A 17444-nucleotide genomic window follows, 5' to 3' on the forward strand; every position below is an offset into this window, starting at 1 on the left:
CACCATGGCTGTTCAAACACGCAAGAAGAAGCCGACGCCGCTCGGAAGCGATGTCGTCGCGGAGGGATCGACGCCCCTGCATATCCAGATCCGCGAATCCATCCGCAGCCAGGTGCGTGACGGCAAGCTGATCGATGCGACTGGCCGCCTGATGACCGAAGCCGAGCTAGGCCGGCATTTTGGCGTCAGCCGCATCACCATCCGCAACGCCATCGCGCCCCTGGTGACCGAAGGCATGTTCGACCGCTCGCGCGGCCGCGGCACCTTCTTACGCTCGAACCAGCCTGAAAACTGGGTCGGCCACCTCATGGGGTTTTCGGAAACCATCCGCGACGCAGGCTACCAGGCCGGCGCGAAGATCTTGCAGCAGGGCATGACGAACCGCCACGACGCCGCCGTGCGCGAGCAGCTGCGCGAGCGCGCCGTCTGGCAGCTTCGGCGCCTCCGGCTCGCGGACCAAACGCCGATCGCAATCGAGCACGCCTTCTATCCGCCGGATATCGGTCTCGAGCTCGAGAAGCGCGACCTGGTCTCCATCCTGATGTATCGCGTCTTCGAGGACGAGCTTGGCCTCACCATCAAGGACGCGCAGCAGACCATCAGCGCCGATCTCGCCGATGCCGACAGCGCCAAGCTGCTCGGCGTGAAGGTCGGCTCGCCCCTGCTCGCCATCGAGCGTGTCACCTTCGGCAAGGACGGACGCGCGCTGGAGCTTTTGCGAGCCGTCTATCTGCCGAAATATTTCCGCCTCAGCATCAGCCTGACGCGCCGCCACTAAAACCGCCACACGTCAATCACGAGGACAAAAACATGCCGAATGGCGCAAAGACCCCCGATAGCCCCAACATCCTGCTCATCCTCAACGATGACATGGGCTTTTCGGACATCAGCTGTTACGGCGGCGAGATCCAGACGCCGAATCTCGATCGGCTCGCGGCCAACGGCTTGCGCTATTCGCAGTTCTACAACACCGCGCGTTGCAGCCCTTCGCGCGCCTCGCTCCTGACTGGCCTGCATCCGCACCAGACCGGCATCGGCATCCTCACCTATAGCAACGGCCCGGAAGGCTATGCCGGCAATCTGAACAAGAGCTGCGTCACGATCGCCGAAGCGCTGAAGAGCAAGAGCTACACGTCCTATCTCAGCGGCAAATGGCACATCGCCAGCAGTCTGACCTCGCCGACCGACGCGTGGCCGATGCAGCGCGGCTTCGACCATTTCTACGGCACCATCATCGGCGCCGGCAGCTTCTATCATCCGAACACGCTGACGCGCGGCAATGACAATATCGAGCACGAGGCCGTCAAGGATCCGTCGTTCTTCTATACGGACGCGATCAGCGACCAGGCCGCGGCCTTCATCCGCCTGCACAAGGCCGAGAAGCCAAATGCGCCGTTCTTCCAGTATGTCGCCTATACGGCGCCGCACTGGCCTCTTCACGCCCATGACGAGGATATTGCCAAGTACAAAGGCCGTTTCGACGCCGGCTGGGACAAGCTGCGCGAGGAGCGCCTCAAGCGGCTCGTCGACGACGGCATCATCCACCCGAACTGGCGCCTGACCGATCGCGATCCGACCCAGCCGCCGTGGACCGACGCAGAGCAACGCGAATGGACACTGCGCTGCATGGAGGTCTATGCGGCCCAGATCGATCGCATGGACCAGGGCATCGGCCGTATCCTGAATGCGCTGGAAGAAACCGGCCAGATGGACAACACGCTGATCATCTTCCTGTCCGACAACGGCGCCTGTGCCGAGGACATTCCGGAAGGCGTCACTGCGAAGGAACTGGTGGACCAGCTCATGATCGCACAGGCGAAGACCCGCGACGGCAAGCCGGTGCGCTTCGGTAACGATCCGACCCTGATGCCCGGCGCCGAGGACACCTATCAGAGCTACGGCACCGCCTGGGCCAACCTCTCCAACACGCCGTTCCGGCTCTACAAGCACTGGATCCACGAGGGCGGCATCGCAACTCCGTTCATCGTGCACTGGCCGCGCGGCATCTCCGAGCGGGGCGGTCTGCGGCACAATCCGAGCCAGCTCACCGACGTGATGGCGACCATCCTCGACGTTACCGGCGCCACCTATCCGAAGGAATACAACGGCAACGCCATCCTGCCCTGCGAGGGCGAGAGCCTGGTGCCGTCATTCGCCTCGGCCTATGGCGATCGCGGCCCGCTGTTCTGGGAGCACGAGGGCAACGCGGCCGTGCGCGTCGGCAAGTGGAAGCTGGTGCGGAAATATCCCGGCCCCTGGGAGCTCTACGATATGGAGACCGACCGCACCGAGATGAACGACCTGGCTACACAACATCCAGACCGCGTCCGCGAGATGACGACGCAATATCAGCAATGGGCCAATCGTTGCGGCGTGATCCCGCGCGAGAAGATTCTCGAGCTGATGAAGGCCGAAGGCGGAACGGCCTTCTGGGAGGAAGAGAAGCAGAAGTAGGACATGGCCGGGGATCGCTCACATTGTTGCAGCCAAGGCGCCGTCGGCAAGGAGCCAACAACGTCCGAGGCTGCGCAAGCGGCGATCCCTCGCAGTCCAGCGGTGATTCCGCGCCGCTGGAGCGCGTTGATCGGCGGCGCCTTCCAGATGGGATCTGGCGACAGGGGCTTTGTCGAAGATGGCGAGGGCCCGGTGCGGCCGGTCGCCCTATCGCCCTTTGCCATCGCGTGTCTTACCGTGAGCAATCTGCAGTTCGGCGACTTCGTCCGCGCCACCGGTTATACGACCGAGGCCGAACACTACGGCTGGAGTTTTGTCTTCGAAGGCTTGCTGCCTGAGAAGACGCGTGCCACGCGCGCGATCCGCGTTTCGGAGACGCCATGGTGGGTCCCGATGCTGCGTGCCTATTGGGCGCAGCCGGAGGGGCCGACGAGCAGCATCCTCGATCGGCTCGACCATCCCGTCGTCCACGTCTCATGGAATGACGCACAGGCTTACTGCGAATGGTCCGGTACACGGCTGCCGACCGAAGCGGAATGGGAGATGGCCGCGCGCGGTGGATTGGACCAAGCCACTTACCCCTGGGGGAACGTGCTGCAGCCCGGCGGCGAGCATCGCTGCAACATCTGGCAGGGCGATTTTCCGGGCCGCAACACCATGGATGACGGTTATTTCGGTACGGCACCTGTTCACGACTTCGCGCCGAACGGACACGGCCTGCACAATGTCGCCGGAAATGTCTGGGAATGGTGCGAAGACTATTTTTCGCCGAGCTATCACCGCCTTACACCAGCACGAGACCCTTTGAACTGCGAGCCTGCTCCCAACCGATCGATGCGTGGCGGATCCTTCCTCTGCCACGAATCCTACTGCAATCGCTACCGCGTTGCGGCGCGAAGCTCCAATACGCCCGACTCGTCGTCGAGCAATATCGGCTTCCGCGTCGTGCGCACCGAGCCGCTGCGCGATCCGGCATAGGATGGAGCGAGCACCACATCCTGCGAAGCCGGCCGCTACTCCAGGCATCCGTCTACTGCCGTTGTTCCTGCGCAATTTCGTGCGCAATCGCGAGACTGGCCTCGTACTGGTCGCCATCGTAGTCGGACTACTCAGCGGCGTGCTCGTAGTCGCGATCTCGAACCTCAGCCAGGTCTCTCACGCACTGCTGTTCGACATTCCTTTGGATGCACACCTCAGCGCCACCGGCGTTATCTCCTGGCAGCGCACGTTGCTCATCCCGATGCTCGGCGGCCTAGTGCTTGCGCTTATCGCGCTGTACTTCGCCCGGCGCGTGAAAGGACAGCAGCTCGCCGACGCGATCGAGGCCAATGCGCTCTATGGCGGCCGAGTGTCCTTTCGCGGCAGCTTGCTGATCTCGATCCAGACATTGCTATCCAACGGGTTTGGCGGATCGGTGGGGCTGGAGGCCGGATACACCCAGATCTGCTCGATGTTTGGTTCTCACGTCGGCCAACGGCTGGCCGCCCGCCGTAACGACATGCGACTCCTGGTGGCCTGTGGCGCCGCGGGAGCAATCAGCGCCGCATTTTCTGCACCGCTGGCCGGCGCCTTCTATGCCTTCGAGGTCGTGTTGGGTGCCTATACGTCCGCCGGACTCGTGCCAGTCATTGCCAGCGCCGTCACTGCGTGGCTCGTCGCGCGGCAATTGACGCACCAGTCCTTCCTGATGGTGCCTGGATTCCCTTCACCGGTTTCCGTCGAGATGATCGGGCAGACGGTGTTGATCGGCATCATCTGCGCATTTGTCAGCATCCTCGTTATGCTCGCGGTCGCATTCTCCGAGCGCTGCTTTCAGCGCATCGTCGTGTTCAAGGGCTTCCTGCGGCCCATTATCGGCGGCTTTCTCCTCGGCGGTCTCGCCCTGCTGACGCCGACCGTACTCGGCGCCGGTCATGGCGCCATGCAGATCCTGCTGGTCAGCAATCCAACCTGGCTCCTGCTCACAACCACGATCGTGTTCAAGATCCTTGCCTCCGCCATTTCACTCGGCTCCGGCTTTCGCGGCGGCCTCTTCTTCGCCTCGCTCTTGCTCGGCGCCCTGATCGGGCAGCTCTATAGCATAGTGCTGACGGGTCCTCTTCCCACGCTGGCGCTTCACCCCGGAACCGCAGCCATTGCGGCGCTCGCCGCGCTCGGGACCGGCGTCCTCGGAGCGCCGTTCAGCATGGTCTGTCTCGCGCTCGAGATCACCGGCGATTTCTCCGTCACCGTTGGAGCTGTGGTCGCATCGTCGGTCTGCGCGCTGATCGTTCGCGAGCTGTTCGGCTACAGCTTCGCGACATGGCGCTTTCATCTGCGCGGCGAAGTGATCCGGGGCCCGCAGGACGTCGGCTGGGTCCGGCAGATGAGCGCGGCATCCCTGATGCGCACTGATTTCGAGAATGCGCTGACGACGACGCCCATCGGCGAAGCGCAAAAGCTGTTCTCACCGGCGCAAGTTCGGCAGATCGTGCTGCGTGATCCCAACGGCATCTATGCCGGCATTGTACCCGCCGCGACGCTGCATTCCTTTGCCAATCAGGACGACAAACTGCTCGGATCGCTGGCACAGCAACAGGATGAATGTCTGCTCCCGACCACGCCGGTTCGCGAGATCCTGAAGGCGTTCGAACGCAGTGAGGCCGATGTGCTCGCGGTTGTCGACCGTGCCGACCATCGCGCAACGATCGGCACCTTGAGCGAAGCCCATGTCTTGCGTACTTACGGGGAAGAGCTCGAGCGTCGGAACCAGGAGCTGTTTTCGCGATGAGGGGCGCTAGGGTCGCAGATCCATATCGATCCGCACGAAGTCGCCACGATAGGTGACTTCGCCGAGATAGATCACGGTGCGGTCGGCGGTCGTGAAGATGCGGCGGACTTCAGCCACCGGCGAATTCAGCGGCACGCGCAGCAGCCGCGCCGCCTCGATATCCGCGGCGCCGATCGTCAGGGTCTGGCGCGCGCTTGCGATGGCAGGGTCCCTGAGATCGTGGAGAATCGGGATCACGGTCTCGTTGCGGAATCGCTTCGGCGACCTGCGGAAGATCTTCTCGTCGAGATAGATGGAAATGACGCAGTATGGCTGCTTCTCCCGCGAATGAAGCCGGCGCATAAAGACGTATTTGTCGGCCGGCCTACCGTCCCCGGGGAGCAGCGGCGCATCACTGCGGCTTTCCGAAATGTTGATGATCTCGGGAGAGGTGTCGCGGTACATGTCGGCGAGATCGGACAGCGTCGTCTCGACCTTGAGCCAGCGATCCTGCCGCACGGTCCCCGTGACGAAGGTGCCGCGGCCCTGCTGCGCCTCGATCACGCCGTCACGGGCAAGCAGCTCCACCGCCTGCCTGATCGTGACGCGGGACACACTGAACTCGGCCGCCAGCTCCTCGTTGGCCGGCAGGCGAAATCCCTGGGTCCAGACGCCACGCGCGATCCGCTGCCGGAAGATATCGGCAATCTGCGCGTATTTCGGGACGTGACTGTTGGAACTCAACTCCATCTCGCTCTCCGGAATTCAGGCCAGCGATCACGCCATGACCAGCGCGGCACCCCGTTCGCCGATCATCAGGCTGGTCGCATTCGTGTTGGCCGAGGTGATCTGCGGCATGACCGAGGCGTCGATCACGCGCAGCCGGTCGACGCCGCGCACCCGCAGCTGCGGATCTAGCACGGCCTGCGCGTCCCGCCCCATGCGGCAGGTCCCGACACAGTGAAACACAGTACCACCCGTGTTTCGCGCAAAATTCCACAGCCCGGCATCATCCCTTGCCGCCTCGCCCGGCACCATCTCGATATCCCACAGCGGACGAAAGGGCTTCTGCTGATAGATCTCGCGCAGAATCTTCAGACCTGCAACAATGGTTTTGCGGTCGATCTCCTCGGCGAAATAGTTTGGTGCGATACGCGGCTGCTCGAATGGATCGGTCGAGCTGATCGCAAGCTGTCCGCGCGACTTTCCGTGGCACTGCCAGACCGAGGCGGTGAAGCCGGAATAGCTGTGCAGAGGCTCGCCAGGCTTGTCGACCGAGAGCGGCATCACGTTGAACTGCACGTCCGGCCGACCGCCGACGGCGTGTTCCGTGCAGGCTGCGCCACCCACCTGCCCTGCGCCGACCGTCAGCGGGCCGCTGCCGGTCAGCATCCACTGCAAGCCCATCTTAGCCAGTTCGACGGGATTGCGGACCTGATCGTTGAGCGAAATTCGCTCCTTCAGGCGGACGATCAGCCGGGCCTGATAATGATCCTGGAGATTGGCGCCGACTTCCGGAGAATCGACAACGACGGGAATGCCGAGCTTGCGCAGCAGATCGGCTGGACCAACGCCGGACAACTGGAGGAGCTGCGGCGACTGCAGTGCGCCACCGGACAAGATGATCTCACAATTCGCCGTCGCGCTGTGGACCTGTCCCTCGCTGATCCACTCGACGCCGGTCGCGACGCGACCATTGAAGATGACCCTGCTGACCTGCGCGTGGGTCATGATAGTCAGGTTTGGACGACCGGCGATGGGGTGCAGAAACGCAGAGGCCGAACTGGTCCGCCAGTGCCGTCCGATGCCAAGCTGGTAGGTGCCGACGCCGAACGTCGTGGCACCGTTAAAGTCGAGGTTGTCCGGCAGGCCGAACTGCACACCCGCCTCGACCCAGGCCTTCGATGCCGGATTGTCGTTGCGGAGATCGGAGACGTCGAACTCCCCGAGCCCGCCGTGAAACTGGCTCTCGCCGCCGCGATAGCGTTCGTAGCGCCGAAAATATGGCAGGAGTTCGCGATAGCTCCAGCCATCGGCGCCAAGGCGTTCCCAATCGTCAAAGCCCTCGTGCTGACCTCGGATGAAAATCAGCCCGTTGATCGACGAGGAGCCGCCGAGCACGCGGCCCCGCGGCCAGACGATGGCACGTCCGCCACTCCCTTCCGAGGGCTCGGTCCTGAACAGGCGCGAGAAGCGTTCGTTATAGATTGTCCGATAATAACCGACCGGAAGTTTCAGCCAGAAATTCCGATCCGATCCCCCGGCCTCCAGCAATAGCACGCGACAGGACGGATCAGCCGACAACCGGTTCGCAACGACACAGCCGGCCGAGCCCGCGCCGACGATGATGTAGTCATAACCGCGTGCTGACATCAGACCGTCCGGTATTGTTCGATGGAGGCAAGATCGGGCGTGATGCCGAGGCCTGCCTCTTCGCCAAGCTCGATGATGCCGTCTCGGACATCAAGCACGGGACCGCAGAAGCGATCGCGCAGCGGGTTTTCATTGCAGTCGATCTCGAGCAGCCCGTCGCCGCCGACACCGGCGAGAAGATGCGCCGATGCCAGAAGGCCGATGCCGGCTCCGAGATAGTGCGGACAGAACATCTTTCCCGACGTCAGGATATCGCGTGCAATGCTTCCGCAGGCCGACAGCCCGCCCCATTTGGCGATGTCGGGCTGGACGACGCCGAGAACCGGCTCACGCAGCACGTCGGCAAAGCCGGCGTCGCTCGCGATGTTCTCGCCGGCTGCGAGCGGGAAGCGGACCGCCTCGCGCAACTGCTTCCATTCCCGCCGAGGGCGATCCGCACGGATCGGCTCCTCGAGCCAGGCAAGACCGAAGCGCTCGAGCTGCGGTGCAAGCTCCAGCGCCTGCGCAATGGCCCAGCCCTGGTTGACGTCGGCAGCAAGCAGGCCTTCGCCCACGAGACGGCGCAGAGCTGAGAGATTGGCGCGGTCGCCTGCCGGATCGAAGCCGATCTTCAGCTTCAGCGCGCGATAACCGCGCCCTAGGGCCGCTTCTGCCGTCCGCTCGGACCCAACCGGATTGATGCCGCTGGCGTAAACCTTGATCGTGCGTCTGGCCCCGCCGAGCAGCCTCCATAGCGCGACGTTCTGTCGGCGCGCGTAAAGATCCCAGACGGCCAGATCGATGCCGGCGATCGACTGCGCAAACGGACCGGCTTCTCCGGATTGTAGCGCGAGCACGGAAGTTCCCTGCGTCAGACGCTCGAACGCGGCAGACGGCTCAGGCGCGTTGAATCCGACGAGAGCCGGCGCGAGCACCTCGTTGACGAGCCGAACACGATGCTCGGCGCCCGGTGCCGGGAAATTGCACCACACTTCGCCCCAGCCAATGTTTCCGTCGGTGTCTTCAATACGGACAAAGACTGCGGGCCGATCCTTCATCTGCCCGAAGGACGTGATGACAGGCGTCGTCAGCGGGTAGCGATACCCAAAGGCCTGGACGCTGCGGATGGTGAAGGGCGGCGATGTCATGCGGGAAAGCCTGGGACGTCTACGACCAAAGGCGCCACTTGTATGGTCATCCTATTTATAATATGACCTATAAAAACATCAATCGCAATCTGGGTGGACGCGTCGAATGAACGGAGCTGGCCTGAGACGCTTTGGTCTCGGATTGTTACCGTGGATCGGTGCGATCCTGCTCTGGTATGCCGTGCGCTGGAGCGGGTTCGTCAACGTCTCGCTGATCCCTGCACCGCACCAGGTCGCTGCAAAATCCTTCGAGCTCCTGACCAAGGAAGGGTTGCTGATCGACATCTTCGTCTCGACCCGTCGCGTCTTTCTCGGCGTCGCACTCGGCATCCTCGCGGCGGTTCCGGTCGGATTCCTGCTGGGGTGGTATCGCCCCGCCCGCACCTTCGCCGACCCCATGATCAACTTCTTCCGCGCGCTGCCGCCGATCGCACTGATCCCGCTGGTGATCGTCTATTTCGGCGTCGACGAGCTCGCCAAGCTCGTCATCCTGTTCTACGCCTCGTTCTTCTCCGGCGTCATCGTGATGTATGAGGGCGTGTCGCAGATCACGCCACTCTACATCCGCGTCGCACAAACGCTCGGAGCCAACCAAGCCGAAATCTTTCGCAAGGTCATCATTCCCCTCACCGTCCCGCATATCCTCACAGCGTTACGCGTGGCGTTGGGCGTGGCCTGGGCGACGCTGGTCGCATCCGAGCTGATCGCGGCACAGCGCGGGCTCGGCGCCATGATTCAGAATGCTTCGACCTACTTCCTGCTCGATGTCATCTATGTCGGCATCATCTGCATCGGCCTGATCGCGCTGATCATGGATTTGATCCTGCGCAAGATCACAGCCCGGTTGCTGGTCTGGCAGGATCGGGCCATCGTATGAACAAGCGCGCACAGTTCGACAAGGTTTCGCTGGCCTTCGATACGCCGAAGGGCCGCCTTAACGTCGTTGAGGATGTCACCTACGACATCAATGACGGCGACTTCATTGCGGTGATCGGCCCGTCCGGCTGCGGCAAGACAACGATGATGAGTATGCTCGCCGGCTTCCAGAAGCCGACCACCGGCAAGGTCCTGTTCGACGGACGTCCCGTTGCAGGCCCCGGCCCCGAACGCGGCGTCATCTTCCAAGAATATGGCGTATTCCCCTGGTTGACAGTGAAGCAGAACATCGCCTTCGGTCTGACGCTCAACGCCAACCATGTCACGACCGCCGAGCGCGACGCGATCTGCGACCACTATCTTGGTCTTATGGGCCTGTCCGACTTCGCCAATTCCTATCCCAAACACCTGTCCGGAGGCATGCGGCAACGGCTCGCGATCGCTCGGGCCTATGCAGTAAAGCCGCAATTCCTCCTGATGGACGAGCCGTTCGGGGCACTCGACGCCCAGACCCGCTCCAACATGCAGAACTTGCTGCTCAAGGTGCTTGAGACCGAAGGCAAGACCGTCATGCTGATCACTCACTCCGTAGAGGAGGCGATCTACCTCGCGTCCCGCATCGTGGTAGTGACAGCGCGGCCAGCGCGGATCAAGAAGATCATCGACGTTCCCTTTGCCTACCCGCGCGACGAGTCGATTCAAGAGCGTCCGGAATTCGCCGAGCTGCGAAGCCATATCAGGCAGCTCGTGATGGACGAATATCGCGCCCAGCAGGCGCAGATGCGTCCCGTCTCATTCTCGGAATAACAGGCAAAACGGAGGACACACCATGGATCGGCGGCACTTTCTGACCTCGACGGCGGGCCTTGCGCTCGGCAGCTTCGCCGCCGCAGCACCAGCCATCGCCCAAGCGAAAACAAAAGTTCGGGTTGGCTATCTCCACACTGTTGCCGTCGACGGCCAGATCTGGACCGGGATGGATCGCGGCTCCTTCGAGAAGCAGGGGCTCGATCTAGAGCTGCGACAGTTCAACACCGGCCTGGAAATCTTCCAGGCGCTGATCGGCGGCAGCCTCGACGTGCTTGCAACCGGCGCCGTGCTCTCGAACTTCCCGGCCCGCGGCCAAGGCAAAGTCTTCCTCATCAACGACATCGAGGTCGCGACAGCTCAACTATGGGTTCGCGGCGATCAGGGCATCAAATCGTTCGAGGATCTGAAGGGCAAGCGCATCGCGACCGCGACCGGCACAACCGCGCATGTCTTCCTGGATACCGCGCTCCGTGCCAACAAGGTCGATCCCAAGGAGGTCGAGCTCATCAACCAGACCATGCCAGCCGCTGTAACTGCCTTCATTTCCGGTGCAGTTCCTGCAGTCGCGCTCTGGGTACCCTTCAACGTGACAGTTCGCGACAAGGTACCCGGCGCAGTCAAGCTCGCAGATGCGTCAGCCTATTATCCAAAGGCAGCGATCATCGGCGGTTGGGCAGCTGCTAACGATTACTACGAGCCAAACAAAGAAACGCTGGCAAAGCTCACCAAGGGCTGGGCCGAGGCGAACGACTACATTGTGGCCAATAGTGCAGAAGCGATGGAGAAGTTACAGAAGGGTCACTATAGCCAGACGCCGATGGCCGACATCAACGAGTCATTCAAGGCTCAGAAGATGTTCACGGCCAAGGACTGGAAACGTATGTACTCGGATGGAACGGTCACCAACTGGCTGCAGCAATCGACAGATTTCTTCATGGCCAACGCAGGCATCAAGGACTTCACGCCAGCAAGCAAATACTTTGATCCAAGCCTCTATTTGAAGACGATAGCCTAAACGCCAAGGGAACTGAGGCAATTTGTGTTCGCGCCGGACACCGGATGTGCGGCGCGCCCAAATTTGACTGGGCTCCGAAGTCGTAACCGAACGTGTTCCGCACCACCGTCGAACCACACTGTCCCTTGTGCGCGCTTCACCACGCTGCCGCGCTCTGTTCTCCAGATGGCCGTGGATAGCCGATTTCCGATGGGCTAACCCAATCTAAGTATTCGGTCAGAGCATCTGGAAGGCGAGAGACACTCCCAAGAATACGCTGGGCTACGCGACAGTGGCCTGCACCACTACTCCCACTCGATAGGTCTGACCGATGATACGACGCTGATTTATCACGCAATTTTTCAGCGACTATCCGCACCTATTGGACGATTTTCGATGTCTCCGCTCAAACGGTGCGATCAGGTTCTCGATGCAAAAAGGCCGTCAGCCGTCTCGTAGGTCACCGTATTGGATTGGCGCCGCGGTGCCGATACCGTCACGCGCAGCAACTCAAACTGACGGTGCTGGCCGTCACCGCAAGGTCACGTGATCAGCTTGCGGCCTGAGTCGACAGGCGAGTGACTTGCCTTCAGTAGCGAGCCCATTGCTGATCGATTCGATCGTTGGTGAAGACCCGGATGGGACGCGAAACTTGGCTGCTAACACGGCTAGACTCGATCCGAAACAGACCGATCTCATCCTAGAGATGAACGCTCGGGAAATTGGAGCCGACGATGGCAGCTACTTGCCGCTTGCTGGAGTGGTTGACTGGAAGCTCGCGCGGCGGTTAAATCGGCTTGGCAGCAAGATCGAGGCGCCAATATGAAGTTGAGCGACGAACGCCGTTATCTTCGCTCGCAGTCTCGTCGCCGGTTCATGATCATCGGTTGTGCCTGTTGTGTCGCTGCGGGCCTGCCGGCTATCTCGGCGAGTGCGCGGCCCGCAGTCGTAAAACGACATCTGTAACTCGCACGCCAAGCCGCCGGCCAGGATCTTGGAGCCTATCTGCAGTTGGGAGAAGTGGCCGCGCCGACGCCTGGCGCACCGCAGCTCTCGCCCGATGACCTGATGCGCCTCCCGGCGCCGCCGCCCGGTCAGCCGTTCGACAATCTATCCTTTATTGGCAGCAAATGGGTCAGCGCTTGGGCCATCCGAACTTCGGAAGGCATCATACTCATCGATACCATGGACAATGATAATGAGGCCGAGCATATCGTCGCCGCCGGCATGCGGAAGCTCGGGCTCGATCCCGCGGATATCAAGATCATTCTCGTAACGCATGGCCACGGCGATCACTATGGCGGCGTCGGGTTCTTCAAGCGCATCGCGTCGCCGAAGGTTCTCATGAGCGACGCGGACTGGACGATGATGGAGACAAAGCTCGAATTCGATCGTCCTGACTGGGGCCGGCCGCCGCGGCGCGAGATTTCCGTAACCGATGGCCAGCAGATCACGCTAGGCGACACAACGGTCGATGTGCTGCTGACGCCTGGTCACACGAAGGGTACCATCTCCCTACTATTCACTGTCCGGCAGAACGGCCAGGATCATCGCACGATGCTATGGGGCGGAACTGCGTTCAACTTCGGGCAGCAGCCAGATCGAATTCAGCGACTGCAGGCCTATCTCGACTCGACATCGCGGGCTCAGGATATTGCGCGCCAGCAGCAGGTCGACGTCTTCATCTCCAACCATAACGTCTTTGACGAGGCCGTACAGAAGCTGGAGAAAATGAGCTCGGCCGCTCGCAATCCCTTCGTTATCGGGACTGAGGCGACAGTGCGGGCGCTGACAGTGATGAACGAATGTGCGCAGGCCACGATGGCTGCGTGGACCTCCTGATCGCGATGGAACAAGGCGGTTCCGGAATGCCCCGAGAGATTTTCTTCACGCCTGTAGCTTATCTTATCTATCGACGACCGTCGCCAGAACAAAGTCGCCGATCATCCTCCACGTTGGCCGCTTCTACGCCCCCCTCACTCCCACTCAATCATCAATTGAACCAGCGCGTAGGATGGGTAGAGCGCAGCGAAACCCATCGGCTTCTTTTGGAGAGCGATGATGGGTTTCGCTTCGCTCTACCCATCTTACAAGTCGCCCTGCCCGCCCGCCATCAGCTCCTTCGCCAGCGCCATATACGCCGGCAGCGTCACGGGATCGTTGGCGGCGTTGCCCGCGACGGGGTGTGAGGCGTAGCGCGCGATCACCATCTCGGCTTTGGGATCGATGTAGATGCCCTGGCCGTGAACGCCGCGCGCCATGTAGGCGCCGTGCGTGTTGTGCGTGACCCACCATTGATTGCGGTAGGACGCACCGGGCAGCGTGGTGTAGCCGGCCGGCTTGAACTTTTCGGGATCGCCGCCGCGCGCGATGTCCTCGACGACCGACGACGGCACGATCTGGTGGCCGTTGAAGCGGCCGTGATTGCGGATGGTCTCGCCGAAGCGGGCGAGATCGCGCAGCGTCGTGGAAAGACCGCCGCCGCCACTCTCGGTGCCGATGCGATCGACGTGATAATGCGCGTCCTCCTCCGCGCCCATTGGCTGCCAGATCCGCTCGGAGAGAAGATCGGACAGCGTCACACCGCTGGCGCGCCTGATGATCCAGGCGAGCACGTCGGAATTGACGGTCTTGTAGGCAAACGCCTTGCCGTGCTCGCCCTGTTTGGCCTGCGCGACGAGGAAATCGAAGATGTTGGTCGCACCCTCATAATCAGGCGGGATCGGCGCCATGCCGTTGGCGCGCCGCAGGCCCCACACGGCGGAATTCTCGTCGGTGTAGACTTCGGTGTATGCGAGACCCGTGGTCATATCCATGGCCTCGTGCACGCGCGCGTCGCCAAATGCGCTGGCCTTCAGCTCCGGCACATAGTCGGTGACCGGCGCCTGCGGATCGATCTTGCCCTCCGCGATCAAGATGCCGGCGAGCGTGCCGGTGAACGACTTCGTCACCGACATCGCGATATGCGGCTTGTGCGGCTTCAGCGCGCCAAAATAGCGCTCATAGATAAGCTTGCCCCGATGCAGCACCGCGATGCCGTCGGTGTAGGTCTCCTCCAGCATCCGCGCGAAGGTCATGGGCCGCCCGTCCATCGTGGTCGAGGCGACCGCGCCGATGTCCTGATCCGCGCGCGGCAGCGCCGACGCAGGCCCTGCCCCGCGCCAGACGTTCACCGTCGGCACCAGCTGCCGGATGTTGCTCCAGGCCCAGCGCAACTCTGGAAAGCTGCGGAACGAGCCGTCCTGGAAGGTGATGGTGCGGTCCGGCGCCGGCGGGAAGCCGCGCATATAGCCGAGGGTTTCGGGGTCGCGGAGGTGGGGGTTGCGGAGGGCTGGCTAGGTGCGGGCGCGGCGGACATAAACACGGGCTCCAGAGGCAACGATGCGGATTCGTATCACGGGAGCGGTTGGACGGACATCCAGCGTTTGTGCCGGACGGACCAGCAGCAGACGCGCGTAGCATTATGATCTATCGCCTATTGCTTGAAGCAATGCTCGCGATGCCACTTCAGGAAATGTGGATGCGGGCGATCCGATATCCGCTGCGGTGAATTTGCGCGGCCCGTCCTATTGATCATCGACCGCACTCCATCCAGATCGTTTGTCTGGCGCGAGATTAGAATCTCCAAATTGTCCGCCAAACTAATCAGACCGCGATCGAACATCCAGTGCGCGGTACCAGAAAGAGCGATGCCATTGCTAATGATGTCTGGCCCGTTGGCTTCGACTGGCCGTATATGAGCAGCAGCGACTTCTGCGCGCCCCATTCCATTGATGAGCTTTAACCCCGTAACAGCGCAACGCTCATCATATGCTCGGAGCACGATACGGCGGAAAACTCGATCGCGCAGAACTCTAGACACCATCAGGCTAACACGGTCGCGTTGCTGTTCGAAGCTGAACGGCATCTGCGTCTCATTGAGATCGAGCGGGCGGATATCATCATCGCGCCGTGGCAGCAGCGGAGCATTCTCAGCCAAACCAAGTTCGCATATTCTATTGAAATCGTCGGGAGAGATTGGGCGGACTGCCGACTGAGCACGTCCTGAAATTCGCCCCTGCTCATTCAGAACGCCACGCTCCACAGGACCTGTCGTCCCGTTGAACGCGACTGGATTGGCAAAATCGAGATAACTTCCCGGCTCGATCAGAGCGAGATACATTCCCGAAGTACCGGGATCGGGAATAACCTGCTGAACCCGAGCAATTGCAAAGTAGCCGCGCGTCTCGGTAACCTTGCTCGGTTCGTAATAGATGATCCAATCGCCGATACAGGATTCGACCCGGCGGAGATACTGGCTGGGAAACTGATACCGCTCAGCTGGGCTGTCATCGTAGATCGAGTCCGATCGATGGATGAATACCCCAAATCCCATGATCTAAGCCGCGCCGCCTCTTCGGGACGTTAGAGATCGAAAAGGCACAATCCCCCTCACTCCCACTCAATCGTCCCAGGCGGCTTGCTCGTCACGTCGTACACGACCCGGTTCACACCCTTCACCTCGTTGATGATGCGCGTGGCGGTCTCGCCGAGGAATTTCATGTCGAACTGGTAGAAGTCCGCTGTCATGCCGTCGGTTGAGGTGACGGCGCGCAGGCCCACGACGTAGTCGTAGGTGCGGCCGTCGCCCATGACGCCGACGGTCTTGACGGGGAGCAGCACGGCGAAGGCCTGCCAGATATCGTCATAGAGGCCGTGCTTGCGGATCTGGTCGATATAGACGGCATCGGCCTGGCGCAGGATGTCGAGCTTGTCGCTTGTGATGTCGCCGGGGCAGCGGATGGCGAGGCCGGGGCCCGGGAACGGGTGGCGACCGACGAAGATTTCGGGCAGGCCGAGCTCGCGGCCGAGCTTGCGCACCTCGTCCTTGAACAGCTCGCGCAGGGGCTCGACGAGCTTCATGTTCATGCGCTCGGGCAGACCGCCGACATTGTGGTGCGACTTGATCGTCACCGAGGGGCCGCCGGTGAAGGAGACGCTCTCGATCACGTCGGGATAGAGCGTGCCCTGCGCCAGGAAGTCGGCGCCGCCGAGCTTCTTGGCCTCCTGCTCGAACACCTCGACGAAGAGGCGGCCGATGGTCTTGCGCTTCTTTTCGGGGTCGGTGACGCCTTCGAGCTCGCCCAGGAATTGTTTCGACGCATCCACGTGCACGAGCGGGATGTTGTAGTGGTGACGGAACAAGTCCACCACGGTCTTGGCCTCGTCGAGGCGGAGCATACCGTGATCGACGAACACGCAGGTGAGCTGGCCGCCGATGGCTTCGTGGATCAGCACGGCAGCGACCGCGGAATCGACGCCACCGGAAAGGCCGCAGATCACCTTGCCCTTGCCGACCTGGGCGCGGATCTTCGCGATCTCCTCCTCGCGGAAGGCGCGCATGGTCCAGTCGCCGGTGAGCCCGGCGATCTTGCGCACGAAATTGCGGATCAATTTTGCGCCGTCGGGCGTGTGTACCACTTCGGGGTGGAACATCAGGCCGTAATAGTTGCGCGTCTCGTCCTGGATGATGGCAAAGGGCGCGTTCGGCGAGGTGCCGGCGACGGAGAAGCCTGGCGGCATCTTGGTGATGCGATCGCCATGGCTCATCCAGACCTGGTTCTTGCTGCCTGATGACCAGACGCCCTCGAACAGCTTGCTCTCGGTCTTGACCTCAACGTCGGCGCGGCCGAACTCGCGGTGATGGCCGCCCTCGACGGTGCCGCCGAGCTGCTCCGCCATGGTCATCTGGCCGTAGCAGATGCCCATCACGGGCACGCCGGAGGCGAAGATCGCTTGCGGCGCGCGGGGTGAGCCGGCCTCGTGCACCGACTCCGGCCCGCCGGAGAGAATCACCGCTTTCGGCTTCATCTCTAAAAAGGCCTGCTCGGCCTTGTTGAACGGGACGATCTCGCAATAGACGCCGTCCTCGCGCACGCGACGCGCAATCAGCTGCGTCACCTGGCTGCCGAAGTCGACGATGAGAATCTTGTCGTGCGCCGAGGCCACGGAGGACGTCGACGCGGAGCGGTCGTTCTGTGCTGCTGTCATGGCAAGCAGATACGCGACCACGCCCCTGCCC

General features: G+C 62.0%; 13 protein-coding genes and 1 pseudogene. 8 read left to right on the top strand and 6 right to left on the bottom strand.

Annotated elements, in window-relative coordinates; all coding sequences use genetic code 11:
• The first annotated feature begins 4 nt into the window (after positions 1-4).
• The 4 genes from K3F49_RS09595 (at position 5) to K3F49_RS09610 (ending at position 5224) form a co-directional block, all read left to right on the top strand.
• Entirely contained in the window at positions 5-778 is a 774-nt protein-coding gene (locus tag K3F49_RS09595; protein ID WP_234680686.1) for a GntR family transcriptional regulator, read from the top strand.
• A 32-nt stretch (positions 779-810) separates the two neighbouring features.
• The gene (locus K3F49_RS09600; RefSeq protein ID WP_234680687.1) at positions 811-2454 is read left to right on the top strand and encodes an arylsulfatase; all 1644 of its coding nucleotides are present in this window, start codon (positions 811-813) and stop codon (positions 2452-2454) included.
• Between the two features lie 102 nt (positions 2455-2556).
• Positions 2557-3432: a formylglycine-generating enzyme family protein gene (locus K3F49_RS09605; RefSeq protein WP_234680688.1), complete on the top strand. Its 876-nt coding sequence runs from the start codon at positions 2557-2559 to the stop codon at positions 3430-3432.
• Between the two features lies 1 nt (position 3433).
• Positions 3434-5224 carry a chloride channel protein gene (locus K3F49_RS09610; protein ID WP_234680689.1) on the top strand — a complete coding sequence of 597 codons (1791 nt, stop codon included), beginning with the start codon at positions 3434-3436 and terminating at the stop codon, positions 5222-5224.
• Between the two features lie 6 nt (positions 5225-5230).
• Here K3F49_RS09610 and K3F49_RS09615 read toward each other — a convergent pair whose 3' ends face one another.
• The 3 genes from K3F49_RS09615 to K3F49_RS09625 are packed head-to-tail and all read right to left on the bottom strand — an operon-like array spanning position 5231 to position 8703.
• Positions 5231-5953: a GntR family transcriptional regulator gene (locus K3F49_RS09615; protein WP_234680690.1), complete on the bottom strand. Its 723-nt coding sequence runs from the start codon at positions 5951-5953 to the stop codon at positions 5231-5233.
• 27 nt (positions 5954-5980) lie between these two features.
• Positions 5981-7576 (bottom strand): GMC family oxidoreductase, encoded by a 1596-nt coding sequence (locus tag K3F49_RS09620; RefSeq protein WP_234680691.1) that lies wholly within the window; start codon positions 7574-7576, stop codon positions 5981-5983.
• Positions 7576-8703: a mandelate racemase/muconate lactonizing enzyme family protein gene (locus tag K3F49_RS09625; RefSeq protein ID WP_234680692.1), complete on the bottom strand. Its 1128-nt coding sequence runs from the start codon at positions 8701-8703 to the stop codon at positions 7576-7578. The genes K3F49_RS09620 and K3F49_RS09625 overlap by 1 nt, the downstream gene beginning before the upstream one ends.
• Before the next feature lie 106 nt (positions 8704-8809).
• Between K3F49_RS09625 and K3F49_RS09630 the strand changes: the two genes are divergently transcribed.
• The 4 genes from K3F49_RS09630 to K3F49_RS09645 all read left to right on the top strand — a co-directional run bounded on the left by K3F49_RS09630 (position 8810) and on the right by K3F49_RS09645 (position 13225).
• A complete protein-coding gene (locus K3F49_RS09630) occupies positions 8810-9580 on the top strand; it encodes an ABC transporter permease (RefSeq protein ID WP_234680693.1) in 771 nt (256 codons plus the stop codon).
• A complete protein-coding gene (locus tag K3F49_RS09635; protein ID WP_234680694.1) occupies positions 9577-10386 on the top strand; it encodes an ABC transporter ATP-binding protein in 810 nt (269 codons plus the stop codon). The genes K3F49_RS09630 and K3F49_RS09635 overlap by 4 nt, the downstream gene beginning before the upstream one ends.
• Positions 10387-10408: 22 nt before the next feature.
• Positions 10409-11404 (top strand): ABC transporter substrate-binding protein, encoded by a 996-nt coding sequence (locus K3F49_RS09640; RefSeq protein WP_234680695.1) that lies wholly within the window; start codon positions 10409-10411, stop codon positions 11402-11404.
• Between the two features lie 999 nt (positions 11405-12403).
• A complete protein-coding gene (locus K3F49_RS09645) occupies positions 12404-13225 on the top strand; it encodes an MBL fold metallo-hydrolase (protein WP_234680696.1) in 822 nt (273 codons plus the stop codon).
• Between the two features lie 245 nt (positions 13226-13470).
• Here the strand turns inward: K3F49_RS09645 and K3F49_RS09650 are convergent.
• The 3 genes and pseudogenes from K3F49_RS09650 to guaA form a co-directional block, all read right to left on the bottom strand.
• Positions 13471-14741: pseudogene (locus K3F49_RS09650) on the bottom strand (serine hydrolase domain-containing protein).
• A 117-nt stretch (positions 14742-14858) separates the two neighbouring features.
• Positions 14859-15758: an HNH endonuclease gene (locus K3F49_RS09655; RefSeq protein WP_234680697.1), complete on the bottom strand. Its 900-nt coding sequence runs from the start codon at positions 15756-15758 to the stop codon at positions 14859-14861.
• 56 nt (positions 15759-15814) lie between these two features.
• The gene (gene guaA / locus K3F49_RS09660) at positions 15815-17413 is read right to left on the bottom strand and encodes a glutamine-hydrolyzing GMP synthase (RefSeq protein WP_234681410.1); all 1599 of its coding nucleotides are present in this window, start codon (positions 17411-17413) and stop codon (positions 15815-15817) included.
• Positions 17414-17444 lie beyond the last annotated feature (31 nt).

Source organism: Bradyrhizobium monzae (assembly GCF_021458635.1).
Taxonomy (GTDB): Bacteria; Pseudomonadota; Alphaproteobacteria; order Rhizobiales; family Xanthobacteraceae; genus Bradyrhizobium.